16 protein-coding genes and 2 pseudogenes are annotated in these 20,618 nt (G+C 32.6%); 4 read left to right on the forward strand and 14 right to left on the reverse strand.

The features are described from left to right. Positions 1 to 123: 123 nt before the first annotated feature. The 5 genes and pseudogenes from B5P42_RS33550 to B5P42_RS19655 all read right to left on the reverse strand — a co-directional run. Positions 124 to 207: pseudogene (locus B5P42_RS33550) on the reverse strand (DM13 domain-containing protein); the annotation flags it as partial. A 276-nt stretch (positions 208 to 483) separates the two neighbouring features. Then, a complete protein-coding gene (gene pulA / locus B5P42_RS19640) occupies positions 484 to 3,054 on the reverse strand; it encodes a type I pullulanase (protein ID WP_113734995.1) in 2,571 nt (856 codons plus the stop codon). A gap of 482 nt (positions 3,055 to 3,536) precedes the next feature. Then, complete coding sequence (locus B5P42_RS19645; protein WP_044439877.1) at positions 3,537 to 5,240, reverse strand: M4 family metallopeptidase; 1,704 nt, start codon at positions 5,238 to 5,240, stop codon at positions 3,537 to 3,539. A 676-nt stretch (positions 5,241 to 5,916) separates the two neighbouring features. Then, positions 5,917 to 7,863 (reverse strand): bifunctional metallophosphatase/5'-nucleotidase, encoded by a 1,947-nt coding sequence (locus B5P42_RS19650; RefSeq protein ID WP_113734996.1) that lies wholly within the window; start codon positions 7,861 to 7,863, stop codon positions 5,917 to 5,919. 541 nt (positions 7,864 to 8,404) lie between these two features. Further along, positions 8,405 to 8,920 (reverse strand): DinB family protein, encoded by a 516-nt coding sequence (locus B5P42_RS19655; protein ID WP_107886887.1) that lies wholly within the window; start codon positions 8,918 to 8,920, stop codon positions 8,405 to 8,407. A gap of 536 nt (positions 8,921 to 9,456) precedes the next feature. Between B5P42_RS19655 and secY the strand changes: the two genes are divergently transcribed. Then, positions 9,457 to 10,761 carry a preprotein translocase subunit SecY gene (gene secY / locus B5P42_RS19660; RefSeq protein ID WP_002141891.1) on the forward strand — a complete coding sequence of 435 codons (1,305 nt, stop codon included), beginning with the start codon at positions 9,457 to 9,459 and terminating at the stop codon, positions 10,759 to 10,761. 81 nt (positions 10,762 to 10,842) lie between these two features. After that, complete coding sequence (locus B5P42_RS19665; RefSeq protein ID WP_002189701.1) at positions 10,843 to 11,286, forward strand: carboxymuconolactone decarboxylase family protein; 444 nt, start codon at positions 10,843 to 10,845, stop codon at positions 11,284 to 11,286. 215 nt (positions 11,287 to 11,501) lie between these two features. Here the strand turns inward: B5P42_RS19665 and B5P42_RS19670 are convergent, their stop codons facing one another. Next, positions 11,502 to 12,419: a DMT family transporter gene (locus B5P42_RS19670; RefSeq protein WP_044442047.1), complete on the reverse strand. Its 918-nt coding sequence runs from the start codon at positions 12,417 to 12,419 to the stop codon at positions 11,502 to 11,504. A gap of 148 nt (positions 12,420 to 12,567) precedes the next feature. Between B5P42_RS19670 and pdxR the strand changes: the two genes are divergently transcribed. Then, a complete protein-coding gene (gene pdxR / locus B5P42_RS19675) occupies positions 12,568 to 14,007 on the forward strand; it encodes a MocR-like pyridoxine biosynthesis transcription factor PdxR (protein WP_113734997.1) in 1,440 nt (479 codons plus the stop codon). A 340-nt stretch (positions 14,008 to 14,347) separates the two neighbouring features. Here pdxR and B5P42_RS19680 read toward each other — a convergent pair whose 3' ends face one another. From B5P42_RS19680 to B5P42_RS19700, 5 genes are all read right to left on the reverse strand, one after another. Continuing rightward, positions 14,348 to 14,770 (reverse strand): DUF3995 domain-containing protein, encoded by a 423-nt coding sequence (locus tag B5P42_RS19680; protein ID WP_113734998.1) that lies wholly within the window; start codon positions 14,768 to 14,770, stop codon positions 14,348 to 14,350. Positions 14,771 to 14,928: 158 nt separating this feature from the next. After that, positions 14,929 to 15,462, reverse strand: coding sequence for a TetR/AcrR family transcriptional regulator (locus tag B5P42_RS19685; protein ID WP_044442053.1), 534 nt, complete (start codon positions 15,460 to 15,462; stop codon positions 14,929 to 14,931). Between the two features lie 236 nt (positions 15,463 to 15,698). After that, positions 15,699 to 16,202, reverse strand: a complete 504-nt coding sequence (locus B5P42_RS19690) for a DUF421 domain-containing protein (RefSeq protein WP_044442055.1) — start codon at positions 16,200 to 16,202, stop codon at positions 15,699 to 15,701. Continuing rightward, positions 16,186 to 16,380, reverse strand: a complete 195-nt coding sequence (locus tag B5P42_RS19695; RefSeq protein WP_309251505.1) for a hypothetical protein — start codon at positions 16,378 to 16,380, stop codon at positions 16,186 to 16,188. The genes B5P42_RS19690 and B5P42_RS19695 overlap by 17 nt, the downstream gene beginning before the upstream one ends. A gap of 154 nt (positions 16,381 to 16,534) precedes the next feature. Further along, a complete protein-coding gene (locus B5P42_RS19700; protein ID WP_113735000.1) occupies positions 16,535 to 17,461 on the reverse strand; it encodes a zinc-binding dehydrogenase in 927 nt (308 codons plus the stop codon). 119 nt (positions 17,462 to 17,580) lie between these two features. Here B5P42_RS19700 and B5P42_RS19705 point away from each other — a divergent pair, with 119 nt between their 5' ends. Beyond that, entirely contained in the window at positions 17,581 to 17,823 is a 243-nt protein-coding gene (locus B5P42_RS19705; protein WP_113735001.1) for a hypothetical protein, read from the forward strand. A 35-nt stretch (positions 17,824 to 17,858) separates the two neighbouring features. Here the strand turns inward: B5P42_RS19705 and B5P42_RS19710 are convergent, their stop codons facing one another. From B5P42_RS19710 to B5P42_RS19720, 3 genes and pseudogenes are all read right to left on the reverse strand, one after another. Further along, a complete protein-coding gene (locus B5P42_RS19710; RefSeq protein ID WP_000290880.1) occupies positions 17,859 to 18,062 on the reverse strand; it encodes a hypothetical protein in 204 nt (67 codons plus the stop codon). A gap of 452 nt (positions 18,063 to 18,514) precedes the next feature. After that, positions 18,515 to 18,927 (reverse strand): annotated as a pseudogene (locus B5P42_RS19715) (VOC family protein). A gap of 245 nt (positions 18,928 to 19,172) precedes the next feature. Next, positions 19,173 to 20,543 (reverse strand): aminotransferase-like domain-containing protein, encoded by a 1,371-nt coding sequence (locus B5P42_RS19720; protein WP_107886891.1) that lies wholly within the window; start codon positions 20,541 to 20,543, stop codon positions 19,173 to 19,175. Positions 20,544 to 20,618 lie beyond the last annotated feature (75 nt).

A 20,618-nucleotide genomic window follows, 5' to 3' on the forward strand; every position in this document is an offset into this window, starting at 1 on the left:
TAAGAAAAGAATTTGAAATTTTTCTTTAGAAGTTAGTGTAAAAATGCACATACTATTACATACAAGTGAGTTACTAACATATCGGATTTAAAATAGAGAAAAGACNNGTCTTTTCTCTATTTTAAATCCATATACTTTTGCATCTTTGCTATTTTTTAAACGATTTGTAGGAATTAATACAACTCGAACATCTAGCCCGTTAGATGTTCGAATATATAATAAAAATTATATAAATTAAGAATGTGCTTCAGATAATTTTATAAATAAATACAAAGATATCTTCTCCTCCTACTGTTACAATAGCAATAATCTCTTGTCTATTTTCGTTATTAAATTGTAATATAATTACAGTATGTGAAATTATATTACTTTAACTTTAAAAGCGAAGTGAAAACAACCTTCACTTCGCTTTTTTCATTTGCAATCCCTTGCAATCCCTATTCAATTTGCTCAATTCAGTATATACTTTCACATTATTTGCTTTTATTTAATCGGTTTCTCTGTTTTTAAAACTAGTGAACTTAATGCAGGAACTTTAATTTTATTGTCATGGACAACGTAAAGTGTTTTACTTCCCGCCTGATTCTCGTTTACTAGCACTTTCCATGGACCTTTCGATGGAAGTGTTATGTCAACGGCTTCCCTATTTGCATTGTGAGCCACCATAAAGTATTCGCTTTTATTCCCACTTCCCTTTCCATCTATTGTATAAGCTACAACATTTTTGGGAACATCGATAAAAGCTACATACTTTTTAATTTGCTCTGCAGAAGTCATACGAAAAGCTGAGTATTTTTTTCGTAAATCTATTAAGCCCTTCATATACTCTACTTCATTATTAAATGCTGCACGGCGTAACCAATCCATCTGGTTAATAGAATCAGGAGATTTGTAACTATTATGATCACCATATTTTGTGCGCATAAACTCTTGTCCTGCATGTAAGAATGGAATACCTTGTGATGTTAATAAAATAGAAGAAGATAATTTATGCATTTGTTTTCGCATTTCTTCACTGTCACCTGAATTAGTCAACTCAAGTTTATCCCATAAAGTATGATTGTCATGTGCTTCCACATAAGTTAGCACCTGCTCCGGATCTTGATAAGTAGACGAATTTGTATCATAGTCAATACCGGCTGTAATGCCTTTTTTAATACGTTCTTCCATGTTTTGCTTTCCATTTACAAAACCATCTTCTTTCTCCTCAAATACACTACCTTTCAATCCATCACGAATATTATCGTTAAAATGAGCAATCCCTTTCATTTTCTCCGCATTTTTTTGATTTGCTTTCAATTCAACTGCAAGAGGTGTATTTAAATCCCAGCCTTCTCCATGCAGAATAATAGAAGGATCAATTTGATTAACAGCTTTACGTATCTCATTCATCGTTTCATAATCATGAATACCCATTAAATCAAAACGGAACCCATCTAAATTGTATTCTTTTGCCCAGTATGTGACGGAATCTACCATAAATTTTCTCATCATCTTTCGTTCTGAAGCGGTATCATTCCCTACTCCAGTTCCATTTGCTAATGTTCCGTCTTCATTGTAACGATAATAGTAACCTGGAACTAACTTATGAAAATTTGATTCAGCGGCATTATACATATGGTTATATACTACGTCCATCACAACACGAAGATTATTATCATGCAGCGCTTGAATCATTTGCTTTAATTCAGTTATTCGAACAGTCGGCTCATAAGGATTTGTAGAATAGGAGCCCTCTGGGACGTTGAAATTTTTCGGATCATATCCCCAGTTATATTGTGGTTCATTTAAAGTTTCTTCATTTACTGAAGCATAATCAAATATCGGTAAAAACTGAACGTGAGTAACACCAAGATCTTTCATATGATCAAGTCCTGTTTTTACACCTTCAGGCCCTTTTGTTCCTTTTTCTGTTACACCTAAATATTTCCCTTTTTGCTTAATACCACTTTCAGGTTGGATGGAAAGATCGCGTACATGCAATTCATAAATAATAGCATCTTCCGGATTTTTAAATTTCGGTTTTTTGTTTGCTTTCCATTTTTTCGGATTTGTTTCTTCTAAATCAACAACTGCACCTTTATCTCCATTTACAGAAGCAGCACGCACATACGGATCAACCGCTTCAGTCCACTTATCCCCAATTTTCACCTTATACGTATAAAAGAGACCTTTTTGGTTCCCTTTAAGTTCTGCTTTCCAAGTTCCCTTTTCACCTTGTTGCATGTTTATTTCAGTACCTATTTTATCGCTCCATTTTTTATATGTAACTAACTTCGCTTCACTCGCAGTAGGAGCCCATAAACGGAACTTTGTATGTTGCGGAGTATATATATTCCCTAAATCATTACCACCATAATAAAATAAATTATCAAATTCCTCGCTACGAATGACTTTACCGATTTCAGTATTCGCATCAGCTAAGTTTGCTATTTTAACTTTGTATGTTTGTTTTAAATCAATTTTCTGTTCCGTAATTATTTTAACCTTATTAGTAATATCTCCACTATTTTTATCATAAGGACTAATTCCCTTAATTTTAACGCCTTCAATTTCAATTTTCTGTTCCTTACTATTAAACGGAACATTAGTCGTTACAGTAATTTCATTAAAACTATCAATAGTAGCTTTTTGAATTGAGAGATCCGAAGAAGGCTTAGAGTTATATACTTTTTCATCACCCGAAAGGATCCATACTTCAGCACGACCATCCCTTATATTTTCAACCCAGTGATCACTTCCATCTTTTTCCCATTCATTGGTACGAACTATAAATCCTACACGATTATAGTCACCATCTATTTTTATCTTAGCGTATTTTCCAAATTCATCTTCACCAGTAAATTCATAAGATTTACCGTTTGCATTTTCTCCCCATACCCAAAGATTCCAGTCTTTTGTATTTCCAGATTTCTCTTTGTAATGAATGATAACTTCAGTTGTTTTCGAATTTGAAACTGCCTTCACACTCTGAAAAGAGAAAACAGATGATAACATAACGATTATGGCAAGTAATAAAAATGATTTGTTAATTAATCTTTTTGTCATTTGCACCACATACACCCTTTCTTTAAATAGTACGAGCTATTTATTATGCTCATACTAAATTACACTGCTTAAATTAATGTAGAAATCTCTTTTACTTCACCCCCATATTGACTATTTTCACGTATGTATTTCAATGATCTTTTAATACGAAAACGTTTGCATTAATGCTTAAAAAAATAGATTTTTTTGCCTTCATATAGTTGTAAATACTAAAAGATCAGGGAAATCATTTTAAAGCAATCGTTTGTTATCGCTTTCATTTTATAGCACTTACTATTAAAAGGTCAATATATTATTAATTTTCTGTTTTATATCCTTGAAATCTTATATATTTGTCGTAACTTATTGAAGATAGATGCCTGATTATTGCTTAGTAAGTTTATTTTCACTAGTTTATTGCTACGTAAAAAAACAGCTAATATCCTTAAAATGATATTAGCTGTTTTTTCATAATGTATTAATATATGAATGAAAACTATATTTCTAACTTACTTAATTTTTGCTGCATCAAATGCCTTTTGCACCGCTTGAACTTCAGCTGTATTCGCCCCATATTTATTAGTTGCCACTCGAATACATGCTGATTTCAATTCTTTGAAATTAGATGTCATGTTTAATTCATCTGTATTTGCATAATAGAAAATATCAAACATTTTATCTTCACCAATTCCTTTAACAGTTACCCCGTTATGCGTTCCACCTTTTGCAATGAGATACGCAACTTTATTAATAATGCTTGAATTAAAATGAACGCCGCCTTGATCCCATCCATTAAAATCGTTAAATTCACTGTAATCATCTGGATAAGGTACTCCAAGTGAAGATGGAACAGAAGCTGGGTTTTCCATATCACGGAAAACAGATCCAGTTTGTTCTCCCATTGTCCAGTTAAAGCTTCCATTATTTACGTATTTCTCAATAGATGTTCCCATAATATCAGATAGCGCTTCATTAATCGCACCAGATTCACCGTAATATTCAAGATTAGATTCGCTAGAAGTAACAGCATGTGTAAATTCATGTCCAGCTACGTCATATGCCTTGACAATAGGATCACCATATACAAGCATACTTCCATTATTAGCACTTAATGCATTTTGCCAATTTTTCGGATCGTTCGTATCTTCAGAATCCCAAGCATGTACAACTGAAACTACCTTTTGTCCCTTATTATCAAAACTATTACGCTTGTATTTATCTTTATAAAAATCAAATACCTTTGTTGCTAAGTAATGAGCACTTACTGCTTTTGGATCGTTAAATGTTGTTGAAGTGCTGGTTGCTAGTGTACCAGGATAATAGCTTTCTTCTTTAGTAATATCTCTGTAATTCACATCATATGTTTCAATTCCTTGCCCTCTTGTATAATCAGCAAGTGCATATTTGCCATTACTTTGTTTAGAAATACCAAATGAACGAGATATACCTAAATCATCTTTTCCTGTTCCAGTTAATGATGTAAGACTACTTTTTTTACTTTCCTTTAAAGCTCCAACTAGTTTTTCACTTGCTTTTAAGTTAGATTCTTGTACCATATTTTTTAACATATCACCATTTTGTGCATTTACTAAATAAGTTCCGGAAACATAGTTTGGTGTTGCCGCTTCAAAGGTAACTTGGTATGCATTGCTAGCTTGTCCATTATTTTCATCAACAAAAATAACTTCCTTAACTTCTGGCTCAGAAATAAACTTGATATCGTTCCCGTACTTCGTATAAATATATTGTTTCGCTCCATCTTTTGATAGATTAATAGGCTTTTTCAATTCTTCTTGTTTTAAATTTTGCGCGCTATCGCCTGAAACACTTTTAATAACACCCTTATTATCTACGTGTGCAGTTAATTGATGGCCATATATTTCTTTTCCTTCGTATGTTTGCTGCATACGCACAAGTGTTGTTCCATCATACGAACCACGTTTTTGAAGAACTTTATAATCTACTCCTGTTTCTCCATTGACTTGATTTGGAGAAAGAGCTTGTTCAGCTTTCTCCTTAAGAGCATCTTTTACTACATTCTCTGGTGTTTTTTGTGACGGTTGTGTAAGTTCACCTGAACGGAATGAGTCCTCCTGAATTTGAACTTGAAGTTGATCTGTTTCCTCTGCATGACCTATTCCGTATGGTGCCACAGCTGTTAAAGCTAATCCTGTTGTTAATGCTACTTTAGTTAATGTCTTTGTGTTTTTCATTTTTTCACCTCGTATAATTTTTGGAATAGAAAGCTTGTACAAAGTATACTGTCTATTTATGTCGAAAAAAAGAGAAAATACAAAATATATGTAATATTATGCAAAATTACATATATGTGGTCGATAAAATAAAAAATGAGCCCTTTTAGGTGCTCATCCAATTGGTTAGTCGTTAATTATCTATATTCATTCTAATCAAAGTACACTTATATCTTATTAACAACATAAAAAACCACTCTTTACTATTTTCAGAATAGTAGATAAATACTTTAGTGAGGCAACGCATATACAAGTTAGATTTTTCAATATAATTTTGTTATTTATGTCTATAGCTGCATGGATTGTAACGTTTTGAGACTGCTGAAGTCTTATATGAGTTTCATCTTGTCAAAAATATTTTTCAAAGATAAATTTGTCTCCCCATTTAAATATAGAAAAGGACATATCTATTGCATGTTATTAACTTAAGGTATGTTCTTTTAAAGCATATTATAAATATACATAGTGAGAAATGAAACGATAATTATTCAAATGAAAAATCCCCTAAATTTTTAAAGCGATTCAGGGGATTTTTTACCGATGATTTTCTATATTTCCATACCGATCACAAACTTTTTTAGGATAATGGTATGTCCAAGTTTAATAGTTTTTTGCACGAGAGCCATCTTTTTTATATTTATTTAATTATCCTACTAAGTTTTTTGTAAAATTCACCTTTTCTTTTTACATGATTAAACTGATTTGGATTAATATTAGCTTTTTGTGAGAGTGCTACAATCTCTTCTTTTGTAATTGAATCTTTAGTATTTATAGATGCTATATTTGTATATTTTCCATCTTCTGTTTTTGGGATTTCTAAAATCCCTTCATTTATAAGATCAACTACAGCCTTATGCTCTGAAGAATGTGTATCTACACCAGTAATTTTCCAATTATGCATAGCTTTTGGCGTGTATACACCGTTCTTTACCTCTTTTAAATATGTAATAGCAAGGTTACGAATGGTTCCACCTGTTTCTCCGAATGCATTCTCTTGTTTAGATGACCAAGTTTGTTCAAATTTACGTCCCTCTAAAGCTCCCCCTTTTGCCTGAAGAGCCTCCATTCTATACGCATTCATTCCTAGCGTCATAACATCGCTCATTTTGATTGGTTTATTTGTACGAATAGAGCGTAAATTTGTAATTCTACTACCATATGGTTTTGTTAAGTCAATTTCGTATTTTACGCCTCCAAAGAAATCGTTCGTACTGTATTTAGACGCACGACGGTTTTTATCAAAGCTAACTGTTACATCTCCGGCACGAGATGAGTTAAAATATCCTGCTGCCCATTCCATATAGTCTTTTAAATCTTTTCCAGTTACCTTATATACTGTAATTTCTCCCAAAGCATATTGATAATTATAAGCAATATCTTTCTTCTTTATAGGACCTATATCCAAACGGGCATAATCATTATCAATTTGATGGGCTACTACATCCGCCTTACTGTAATGGAGCATGACTTCATGAAAGAAATCTGATAAAGGTGTCTCTTGAATCTGCACACTTGGAATACCCTTTATTTCATTTTCAGGAACAAGGTTTCTACCCTTTAATTGGGCGACTACAACATTTGCATCTCCTCTCGCATACTCATGAAAAGGTGTTAGTGTTTCTTCAAGTGTAGAATCAGATAATACTGTAGTTCCATCAGCATTTTTTACAGGTATAACGGTAGCTGTTTTATCTTTTAAAACAAGCTTCCCATCTTGCTTTGTAAAAGTAAGGTCAATACGTGAAATATGCGTTCCGTATTTATCTGGTTCTGTAATAATTACGCCATTTACAACTTCTTTTTTTACAAGTTTATGCATATGAGCCGCAAAAATAGCGCTTAGTTCCGGACAAGCATTCGCAATATCTTGAACACCAGTACCTGGGATTCCATTCTCATTTTCTAGTCCCATATGCATAACCCCTACCATTACATCTACTTTATCTTCTAATTCTTTAATAGCCTTTTTTGTCTCTTCTACTGGATTTTTCACTACTAAACCATCCAAATGATCTGTCCCTTTTTCAAAATCACTAATCATTGGTGTATTCATACCAATAATCCCGACTTTAATTCCACCTTTTTCAACAATCGTATATGCAGGAAGAAAACGCTCTCCATTTTCCTTATAAATATTTCCTGCTAACGTCTTTCCCTTGTATTGCTCACTAACTTTTTTCAATGTATCTAATCCAAAGTTGAATTCATGATTTCCAAATGCCCAGGCGTCATATCCCATTGTATTCATTGCTACCATCATTGGCGATTGTGGCTTATCGTTGAATAATTCTACTGAGTTTCCTTGAATTGTATCCCCGGCATCTACTAATATGGTATTTGGATTTTCTTGACGTACCTTCTTTATAACCGTATAAAGCTGCGTCAAACTTCCACTCATATTTGCTCCATCAAGCGCATAATCCCAAGGCATAAATCTACCATGAATATCTGCAGTACCTAACAATGTAATATTAACATTAGATTCCTCAGCCTTAGAAATAGCTGGTTTGACTGTTACTGCTGTTACAAGAAGCATAAGAATAATAAAATTGCATACATAGTTCTTCCATTTCATTTTTTGCATAATAACAATATTTCTCCCCTTTTTGTACTGTCATAAAGTTGCTTGAACTTTAAAAATGTAACTTATTATTCAGAGAAATTCAACTACAAAAGATAATTTTGGAGGTGGTTTTGCTGTGAAAATATAGAGAATAAAATGCATATATCCCCTAACAGAATAGTATTTTATCGTTTTCTAATAAAATACTTTTTCCTCCAACGTGTGAAGAGCGCTAAACCCACGGTAGATGTATACGTACTTTCAAAATTTTGGACATACAACTCATTTTCGGATTTTATTTCTAATTTTTTCCTTCTATATGAAAATACTGAGATCACTTCCAAAAATAATAACCCCGCTCTTCATTTAAGACGGGGTTACACTTATACAGCAAATCGGATTCAGATTTTTTTCAAATGTTCGTTTCCTCTTCAGGAGTAAAATCTGCTAGTTTCGTATTTTTTTCTGCTTATTAATTCATCATAATTTTAATCAGGACTTATATTTTATCACTCGAATCCTTGATGCTATCCCAAATCGCTCAATAAATAGATAATGATTTTTACTTTTCAACCTCACAAAGCAATTTTATCTCTTTGATTTGTTCTATATGACGCTGTTCATGCAAATAGATCAGTTCTATCCACTGATCAAGGAGTAATTCTCCAAGAGCTGGATGCATCACTGATTTTTTCGCTAATATAGATTCATCTTCTATTGTACTCAGGAAACGCATCAATTCTTTTCTAGAGTTGTTTAACAAATCAACCATTTGCTGCACTTCAAATGGTTCTATACTTGGTTCAATCATTTCTGGGGCTATAAATTTTATCGATCTATCTAATAAAATAGTGTGAATTTCTTTACGCTCATTTAAGATACTATCCATCTTTTTTAATCCCGATGAAATAACTGTTATAACTCTCTCATCTAATAAAACTAAGTGATGACAAACTTGTGCTATACTCCATTTATCCTTATCTGGTTTCCTATTAAATTGAGCATCACTTAACAAAGTAATTTCCTCAAATAATTGATTTCTAGTTTCATAAAACTTGTCATTTACAAATGTATTCATGTGAATTCTCCTTTCGCTAGAACCTACATACTTAAATTCCTACGCTAGAAATATTCTCTATGGAAAAAAGATTTTCCTTCACTATTATTCCAATCCAATCTTTTCTTTCTTTAGTAGGTTCTCTAATTCATGCTGAAATGTATGAGTTCTCTCAACATCCTTGAAGATTTCCTTGAGGTTATTATGCGCTACAGCTACATCATAATACTTTCAACAGAATCCTTTCAATATAACTACATAAAACGTTCCTAATTATCAATCTAGCATTAAATATATGTAAAAAATCAACCTATTCATTCATTTTTAATGCTTATGTATGTACATTTGTTAATTTATTAGTTATATTATGGGTATTGAATGATTACGAAAAGTTAATAAATCGCTTGTATAACACCTTATATTTTTATATCCGTGAAAACTACAAAATGTATAAAATTCCATTTGTCAAATGAATTTAATGCGGAAGGAGGTTTGTGGTTACTTCATCGGGATATAATAATCAGTTTTGAACTGATAAAAATATAGGAGGCGACATAATGTTTCGTACGATTTCAAATTTCATGAGAGTAGCTGAGATAAGAAACAAAATTCTTTTTACACTAGCGATGCTAATTGTTTTTCGAATTGGCACGTTTATTCCAGTTCCTCATACTAACGCAGAGGTATTAAAAGTACAAGATCAAGCTAACGTTTTAGGCATGCTGAACGTATTTGGCGGAGGAGCACTGCAACACTTCTCAATCTTTGCTGTAGGTATCACACCATATATTACAGCTTCTATCATTGTACAATTACTACAAATGGACGTTGTACCTAAATTTACAGAATGGGCAAAGCAAGGAGAAATGGGCCGTAAGAAATCAGCTCAATTTACTCGATACTTTACAATCATTCTCGCATTCATACAATCCATTGGGATGTCTTATGGTTTTAATAATATAGCAGGTGGACAATTAATTACAGATCAAAGCTGGACTACATACTTATTTATTGCGACAGTTTTAACTGCTGGTACTGCATTTTTACTTTGGTTAGGTGAACAAATTACCGCTAATGGCGTTGGTAATGGAATCTCAATGATTATCTTCGCAGGACTTGTTGCGGCGATTCCAAATGTCGCTAATCAAATTTATTTGCAACAATTCCAAAACGCAGGCGATCAGTTATTTATGCACATAATAAAAATGGTTTTAATTGGACTCGTAATTTTAGCGATAGTTGTTGGTGTTATTTACATTCAACAAGCTGTTCGAAAAATACCGATTCAATATGCAAAAGCTGTTTCAGGAAACAATCAATATCAAGGAGCAAAAAATACTCATTTACCTCTTAAAGTAAATAGTGCAGGTGTAATTCCTGTTATCTTTGCTTCAGCCTTTTTAATGACGCCGCGTACAATTGCGCAGCTCTTCCCTGACTCGAGCGTATCTAAATGGCTAATTGCGAATCTTGATTTTGCACATCCGTTTGGAATGGCGCTTTATGTTGGTCTTATCGTTGCTTTCACATACTTCTATGCATTTATTCAAGTAAACCCTGAACAAATGGCTGAGAATTTGAAAAAGCAAAACGGATATGTCCCGGGTATTCGCCCAGGTAAATCTACAGAACAGTATGTAACAAAAATTTTATACCGTTTAACATTTATCGGTGCGATTTTCTTAGGAGCAATTTCAATATTACCGCTCGTATTCACGAAAATCGCAACATTACCACCTTCTGCCCAAATCGGTGGCACAAGCTTACTTATCATCGTAGGTGTAGCATTAGAAACGATGAAGACGCTCGAAAGTCAGCTTGTGAAACGTCATTATAAAGGATTTATTAAAAAAGTAAATTAATTATGAAAACACACTAGAAGTCCCTATCGCGACCTAGTGTGTTTTTATTATAAAAACTTATAATAACGGAGGTTTTGTCTTATGAGTCAAAGAATGTCTTATTATGATATTTCGCCTGATGGTATGAAAATTATGATGGATATGGAGAAATACACGAAGAAATCTTCAATTAATCGAGCTGTTAGAGAGCTTATAAAAATTAGAGTCTCTCAAATTAACGGCTGTGCTTATTGTATCGATATGCATACTTCTGACGCCCGAAAATTGGGTGAAACCGAGCAAAGAATTTATTGCTTAAATGCTTGGGATGATTGTGATTTTTATACTCCTGAAGAAAAAGTTGCTCTGGAACTATCGGAGCATATTACTCTCATTCCTACTAAAAGAGTTCCTGAAAATCTATATAACCGAGTACGTGAACACTTTGACGAAAAACAATATGTTGACCTTGTGTTAATCATTAATCAAATAAACAATTGGAATCGAATTTCTATCGCAATGGGCAATACCGTAATAAAAAAATAACACTTATCCACCAAACAATATGCGACCGATTTAGTTAAGTGTAAAATAAAATACACCCTATATAAAAACACAGTTGGTTATTTCTCCAACTGTGTTTTTGATTCTACTATCCCTAATCTATATTCTAATGTGTTAATCACTTTCTCTAAATTAACTATTTTTCCTTCTAAAGTTTGAATACGTTTTTCGCTGTTTTCTACATCATTAAACTTTAACTACATCTCTTTTTTTAACAACCTTCCTTGCTTAAAATAAACTCCAAGTGTAGAACGATTCGCTAAAAATACACCAATCAAGATTAAACAAGCTCCAATTCCCATTGCAGGATTTAATGGTTCTCCTAATACAAAATAACCTACAATAACAGCGATTAATGGGGATACATACAACCATGTTGATGGAAATATTGGATTTGTTTTTGATAAGAGCCAATAATATAAACCGTGCCCACCGATTGATCCTACAAATATGAGATATAAAATTGGCCATTGTACATTCCAAGATGTTAATACAGCTAAATTCGGCTGTTCCATTACAACAGATACAATTAATAGCAAAACTCCTCCATAAAACATTTGAATGCCGTTAATGAGAAATGGTGATACGTTAGGTAAATCTGAAAGTATCTCTTTAGAACGAATAGAACCTATTCCATAAAACAACTCTCCTACTAATATAACAAGGCATGCAATACTCCATATGAAAGTAAGTTCTTGATGCATGCCAGGTAAAGATATAAACAAAACTCCTGTAAGTGCTATAACTAAAGCAACAAGTTGTTCTTTTTGCAATTTTGTTTTATTTCTCTTTGATTGTAATAGCAAAATCATCATTGGGGCTGTTGCAGATAGAACTGCAGCTAATCCAGAAGAAATATATTGTTCAGCCCAGTAAAGGGTCGCGAATGTCATAAATGTTAAACAAAAACCAGCATATATAATACGTTTCGATAATAAGTAGGGCATAATATCCTTTCGCTTTAATTTAAAAATAATAATGAGAATAAGGCCCGCCAAAAAGAAACGAATTCCAGCTGAAAATAATGGTGGTGCGCCAGCTTCTATTCCAATTTTTATCGTTAAAAATGTCGTTCCAAAAATAATACATACTAAAATATAATTTAAAATGACCATTTTCCTTCCTCCTTTTTACTCTTGAAATGAGTATAGAGGATATGCTGTATAACAGTGTATCCACGCATATAACAGTTGAATAAAAATATAGTTGATTGTCAGACTGTTTTTCGCTTTAATTAAATTAAAAAGAAAAACAGGTGATTCTATGAAGATAGTACTATGTAAAGAATCCAACATACCATATTACCAACAAATATATATGCAAATTGTTGAGAGAATTCAAAGCGGGATGCTTTCACATGGCGATTACCTCCCTTCTTTACGTTCTATGGCCGATGATTTGCAAATTAGTTTATTAACTGTTCGTAAAGCTTATAAACAGTTAGAAACGAAAGGTTATATACGAATTGAACAAGGAAAAGGTGCCTATATACATAAACGTGTGAATAAAGATTTCAAACCAATCCCATATCAATGGCAACAAACGAAATCCATTAATGTTATGCGTTCTCAATATGTAATGAACCAACATCGTAAATATTTTGATTTTTCACAGGCTGTCCTTTATCCACGTTTATTACCAAATCCGTTTCTTTCAGATGAAATGCACAAATTACTTAATAAGGATCAAATGATACTGGCAACATACGGACCTGTTCAAGGTGACAAAGAACTTAGAGTGGAAATAACAAACTACTTAAAAGAACACCAACAATTAGTTACAGATCCATCTCAATTATTAATTACAAGTGGTGCCCAGCAAGGAATCGATTTAATCGCCCAAACATTATTAAAGCCTGGAGACATAGTGTTAGTAGAAAGTCCGTGTTATGGAGCGGCGCTTGATGTATTTGTTAATAAAGGAGTTCAAATTATCCCTGTTAGTCTTGATAACAACGGCATTCGCTCAGATCTAATCGATGATATTTGTCAAAGAAAGAATCCTGTTTTGTTATATGTGAATCCTACTTTTCAGAATCCAACGGGCACAGTAATGAGTAAAGAAAGAAGAATGGAACTTGTAGAACTAGCAGAGCTATATAACTTCTTCATTATTGAGGATGATTCTTTCGGAGAAATTTATTTTGAGGATTTTAAAATTCCCCCTCCAATAAAAAGCTTTGATACAAATGGTCATGTTATATATTTAAAAGGATTTAGTAAAACGTTAGCACCAGGTCTTCGCATCGCGGCACTTGCAGCTGAAGGACATATCTTTGAATGGTTATACGCTGTGAAGGCTTCTATGGATATTGGTAGCCCTTTATTAACGCAGAAAGCACTACTTCCTTTTTTACGAGCGGAACGAATGAAAAATCATTTAGAAAAATTACGTACAGCTTTACAAATTAGACGAGATTTAACAATTGGTATATTATCTCCATTAAAAGAATTAGAATTTGAAATACCTAATGGTGGATTTAACTTATGGGTTACACTCCCACAGTCAATCGATCCTTTTACATTATTACAAAAAACAAATGAAGTAGATGTTTCTTTTTTACCTGGAACAGCTTGTCTATTAAACCATGAAACTCAATATAATCATTTACGAATTAGTTATTCAATGTTAAATGATAAAGATATGTTGATTGGATTAGAAAGGTTACATGATACCATTGCTAAGTTTAAATCATTGATTTAAACTCCAAAACAACAACTAACCTATTATTCACACAATAAAAAACCAACACTTTAAAATTTTATTAAAAGTCAAGATATAAGCTGAACCTATTATTAATAGTGAATTCTTATCTAATGTCATACATTAGATTTATAAAAATTAAAAGGATAGAAGAGCTTGAATAAATTCGCCCTATCTATCCTCTTTTTAAACACAAATGACTAATCATAGCGGACTTCGCTGTCACCAGAACCCGTATTGCTCTATTGCTATGCTCAAACTTCTTTTTATTGCTACTTGTTCAATAAGAGCTGTTTTCTTCCTGCATAAAATTTATTTTATAGGGAATTCATTATACTTATTAAAACAACAACATGATATAGACAAAACCAAAGAATAAACATAATGGACTATAGAACCAAGTGTCATATCTAGCAAACTGAGAATGTTTAATTTTTTTGAAAAATCCAACAAACTTAAAATCACCAATTGCCCTAATAATGAAAACTAAAGCACAGACAATACTTCCGATTTTAGATAAACTATTTGCTTCGAACCCCTGCAAATAACCTACTTGAACAACAATAATGACACTAGCTAATAGAATAAGAATGGCTACGAATAATGTTCCCCATATTCTCGGAGTAAAAGCAGGCTTATGTTCTCCCTCTTTTACTGGGATAACAGCAGCAGAACCCCATCGACCTCCAAAAGCCCAATAAATATGCAAAAAACTGATAAACCACAGAAGCCTCACAGCTACTACTATTAATAGTAATTTCATTTATTCGCCCCCAATTTCGTAACTTCAAAGATAACATACACTAACGTATGTTATAGTGAAAATTTTGTCCCTTCAGGTTTTATAACCATATTAGGGACATTTATTATCGAATAATCAATTATGCCTCAGCATAATTGCGTCCGGAGGCTTTACTTTTTTCAGTGGATGTTTGGACACCCGCTGAAAGAAGTTAAAAGCTCAACCATTTTATCAATATCAAAATTAAGATTTGCTTCAAACCTTGTCATCCATCCTACATACGTTAAATAGGCAAGTCTCGCTCGATCAATTGATTCAGTTTCGTCTACGCCCATTTTTTGATACAATTTTGCAACACAAGAAATTCTTTGTTCTTCTATATCTACTAAACGTGTTGCCACAACAGGATCATATTTAGCCCAAGCATAAATACCATTCTCAATTTTTTTATCTTGATTAAAACTAATCTGTAATAGCTGTTCTAAAGAGGCATCCTGTTGCTCCATACTTTGAACAATCAGCTTTGTTGCATGCACTTCCCAAAAGTCGAGCATAGAATCTAAAAGCTCTTGATGGTCACGAAAATAGTGATAGAAGCTTCCTTTGCTTATTTTTAGCAATCGAGCAAGTGCTTCAATGCGAACTTTATGTATACCTTCATTAGCTAATTGTTGTAATCCTACTTTTATCCAGTCTTCCCTCGTTAATTGCATATCATCTCTCCAATAAAATACGGTAGCGTATGTTTTACGTTAGATTACTACTATTCTCATTTTTTGTCAATTATTCATTCTGTTTATTTTTATGAACTTTAATGTTGTTGTTAATCGTAATATTAATCATCATCACCCTCGGTAAATTAGATAACACGAAAGTCCCTTCAGGATTACTGAAGGGACTTTTACACGTTTGCGAAAAGTGCCTTTATGTACAAGAAGCGCTTTTCAGTCTAAAACTTTTTTTTCAGATTGCATTGCTCTAGAAGCTTTTCTAGCATTTCCAAAGTAACTGGTTGTGCTTTAGTAGTTAGTTGATACCCAATCCGTCCATTCGTTTCTACAGTTGCTTGTTGTAAATTCTTGATTTCATGTATACCTTTTTCTCTCAGATGCATAAATAATTGTTGTTCTGACATTTTCGCGCGTAATAAATTCTTTTTTAAGATTTCTCCGTTTTCTATAACAATAATGCTATTTCCATTTAGAAACTTTTCTACTTTTCGTGATTTCAATTCAAAAAAATGAATAATAAGTAAAACACCCGCAAAAATAAACGCAGCAAAAATAGATGGGCCTACTTTCCTACTTAATATAGGTTCTACAATAATACGTCCTATAGAAACCACAATAATAATTTCAGCTCTCGTCATTTGGCTAACAGATTTACTACCTGTCAATTTTAAAACAATAATTCCAGTGAGGATTAAAATAATGCTTTCAAAAAGTATATTCATTACAGCCCAATCCTTTAATTGTGAGTGTTACTAGTATTCCCATTAAAGGATTTTTATGATATTTTAAAGTATCCATTCTCTTTACGTGCCTTATTCTTTGAAGCACCTCTCTCTCAGCTAGTACTGGTAAAGCATCAACTTTCTTCATTGCTTCTACTTGTGATTCGTTACGAATCATTGCATACACAGTATGACCTTCTTTTATTGGTATTAAAGAACGTGCTATTACACCTGCTACAAAAATTTGTAAATGTGTTTCTTCTTATTTTAAATATCATAATTGAGACAAAACATATATAAGGTATGTGACAAATATTTGGTTAGTTTTTTCATTATTCATATGAAACGTATACTTTTAAAGGATTAATTATCTCTTGACTCAGTTTCTCAAAACATTGTATGAGTGCAGTATAATGTATTTCATGTTGAAAAATTTCTTCTATAAATGGTGTTTGTTCTATTTTTCTAAAAAACCAATCTGCATGTTTTTGATAATCATATCCGTCACTTGACCCAATGATTTGCAATTCTTTCCGATAAAAGTCGGCGGTTAATGTTAGTTCTTCTTTATTACCATCTGAAAGCATACATATTACACCATTACTATTAAGAGCTTTTTGCAATGTACGAAATCCGCTATGTGTAGCTGAGCATTCGAAACCGTAACTATATGTTTCTATTATTCGCTCTTCTGAATCATATATGTTTTTTGCTCCAAATTTCTGTGCCAATTCTCTTCTATTTCTATTAGGTTCAACAACATCCACATGATCCACACCTGCATAGTATTTTAAGAAATAACATGTGAGTAAACCCATAACTCCCATTCCAGTTATAAGTACTTTTTTATCCTGTTGTGGGTTTAGTTTTAATACTCCTTTAGCGGCATCACATGAAAGAATGGATAATAAGGCAACTTTAGGCTTTATATAACTAGGTATTCGAATTACTTTATGTCCCTTAACTATTCCTATCGTTTGATGCCCATAAAAAGAAACCACTTTATCGCCTATGTTTAAATTTGTTACTTTATTACCAACTTGAATAACTTCACCATAACTTTCATATCCAGTTTCTCTTGGATAAAAAGGATTTGTATCTGTAACATCCGATTCTTTATACTGTGGTAACTCTGCTCCAATACTAATTGCACCTGCGATTGTTTTAACGATAATTTCATCATCCTGTAAAGACCTAATTTTATCCGTTTGCCACTTCAGTTGTTTAGGCCTTTCTAGAACTAATTTATATTGTTCCATTACTACTCTCTCACTTTATAAAAAATATATTCTCACTAAACTTTAAGCTATAATAATCAATAGGAAAGATTCATCCAAAATTAAAGCTATAATGTTGGCTAGCACTCAACAGTGATAACATGATAATTGAATTTGATGGATATGGAATTAATGAGTATGTTATTGGTCATAACTGTTCTATCAGTAAGTTAAAAAAAATGTATTTTAACGTAAAAAATGAAGAGTTATCTAATGAGGAGCTTATAAATTTATTTTGTGTACGTTATCATTTTGAAAACATTCCAAAGTCATTACAAGAAGACATTAAGAGCGATGTCGTCATTGACTTAGATACGGACTATATTTATCTCCCTAATAGATAACAATAACCCAGTAAACTAAAATGTTTTAATGTAACTTACGATTCAGACAAGAATTTAATAAAATAAGTAATTGCCCAAATGGAAGTCGCGAATTGAGTGACAAAATACATTGTCCATTCGAAAGAAGTCAGTTTTCTCTCACGTTTAATCTTCTTTAAGTATCTGTAAAATATTAATGTACTCAAAAACATAAGTAATAAAGAGAATTGTTGTAAATCATCGACTATACGTACCGCCATAGATTTCATCACCCTCCTATACAAAATTAAAAACCTACTTTAAGGATATCATTAATTTAGTAATAATTCCCTATCTTTTGATAAACTTCAAAAAATGTTTTGTATATGTGCAAAGATAAATTATTTGTGTACAGTATAAAGAAAAAGAGCACTCAACTCCTGAGTACACTTTAAACTTTAATTTAATACATTCTTTTCAAAATATTTCCCCTTATTTTATAAAGTAAATATCTACTATATATATTAATATTAGGTTGTATTATAGAAAATGAAGGTAAACTGTTATTTAAAAGCTTACTCTGGGGTATTTTTTACTATATATCTTGGAGTTACTTTACGTTTACGAACCTAAAACAAGCATAACCCCGTTCTTTTTTTAAGAAAGGGGTAAAATAATATGAATTAAATTTGAGTAGCATTGCACCCTATGCCTCGTGGTGCAACAGCGAGGTTCACGCTTTTTTGTTCGAAATCAGCACATCTAAATAGTGCTGATTGTACATAATGCCTAATATGTTTCCGAAGGGATCAACTACAGAAGCGGTGGTGAATCCCACGCCGCGCTCTGTAGTTGCCTCATACTCTTTCGCTCCCATAGACATCAGCTTATTGTAAGTTGCTGTAACATCATCAACATGCCAATACACGATAGCACCAGCTGGACCGGTCACTGTACCAACTGGCGCATAACGACTATCGAACCTAGCTCATGTTGGTAGTCTCCAAGGCGAAATTCGGCATATCCTGGGCGTTCAAAGTATGGTTCGCTTCCTAATAGCTCAGCGTACCACTTCTTCGCAGCTGCTAGATCATTTGTCCAAAAACTAACTGTGGTTAGCCCTCGTAATGTCTGTGTATCGCTCATAATTAATCTCCTCCATGTTGAGTAATACTTCCTTATACTAAATGAAATAACACCCTCTGAATTACCTTAAATTCACATATACATAACCCGTTCTCTAATTCAAATTCAAGAAAACGGCCTTTTAATGGTATATCATGAATGGAACGATGTTTTTGTAATTAAACATTATTATTGTGACTCAACCAGAGCAGTACATACAAACAATGCAATTATTTTCTTTTTCATATTACGCCTCTTAATAAACATTATTCTTTTTTAAACTGAAAATCTACACGGTTCATTCGTTTTATTTCCTCAATTACTTTCCCAATCCCTTCTTCAATCTTTTCTTCTTTTACATTAGATACATTTAACTTTAACAATCTCTCTTTATGAAAGTTACTTAAATAATTTTTATCAATAGAATCTATGCTTATTTGACTCTTGCTTAAATTTTTAATAAATGTGTCCGTGACTATATTTTTTTTCAACTGTAAACAAGTGTGTATTCCAATTGGATCTACTGTTCTAGAAGTAAACAAATGTGGATTTTCATTTTGAACACCTTCTACTACTGCCGCTAGTTTTTTTGACCTATTGTAGTAAGATGCTTTTATTTTATGTTTATGCCGATCAAACATTCCGCTCTTTATGTAAATTTCTAAAGCAGCTTGCGAAATCATAGGACTATCGATATCTAAAATCTTTTTATACTTATAAAAGGCATCTGCAATGGATTGCGGGATGACTGCAACACCGACTCGCAAACCAGGAAAGATGATCTTCGAATAACTTTTTAAATATATAACATGATTACAATTATCTTGGCTGTAAAACGGATCTACTTTTGAATCAGTTTCTAAATCTGCTAAATAGTCGTCTTCTACTATAAATACATTATATTTCTTCGCAAGTTTAATAATCTTTTCTCTCTCTTTTTTAGAATACGAAGTTCCAAGTGGATGATGAAATCTTGGAGTTGTATAAAAGAATTTAATTTTTTCTGTGCTGAATATCCGCTCTAGTTCATTTAAATCTATCCCCTCATGCGTACGCTTAATTCCGATTACAGGAATGTTATTTGTTTCTACATATTCAATATATAAATGGTAACTTGGCTGTTCAATTAGAATCATATTATGTTCATTCGGAAATGGTATTGAAGTTAATATAGCAAGTGCTTGCTGCACACCTGACGTTATAAATATATTATCTTCCTTTGTGAAAACTTGATAGTTTGCTAACTGTTTTTGCACAACCGAAATTAAAGATGGTAACCCTTTCGGTGTTCCGTATATAAACAAATCATTCTTATAGGTATCAATCGCTTTATTAATGCAATGCTGAAAATCTAAGTATGGAAAAACATCTGGATCTGGGGCCGAAGAAGCGAAATCAATAATCTCGTTACTTTCTACGTAACTTCCAGATTTCTTAACAACGTAGTATCCACTTTGAGGTACAGAATAAATAATATGACGCTTTTCCAATTCATGCAGCGCTCGTATTACAGTCGCCTTATTACATTCATATTGTGTAACAAGCGACCGTATAGACGGTAATTTCTTTCCTTCTTTTATCTCACCATTTTGAATCATACTTTCTAAGTCGTTCAAAACATGTAAATATTTATACATCATTACACCTCCTATTTTTTTGTACCGGTACAGTTTGTATTTATTCACATTGTAGCACTAGATCAGAAGGATTAC

It is taken from the genome of Bacillus sp. SRB_331 (assembly GCF_003264175.1).
Lineage (GTDB): Bacteria > Bacillota > Bacilli > Bacillales > Bacillaceae_G > Bacillus_A > Bacillus_A mycoides.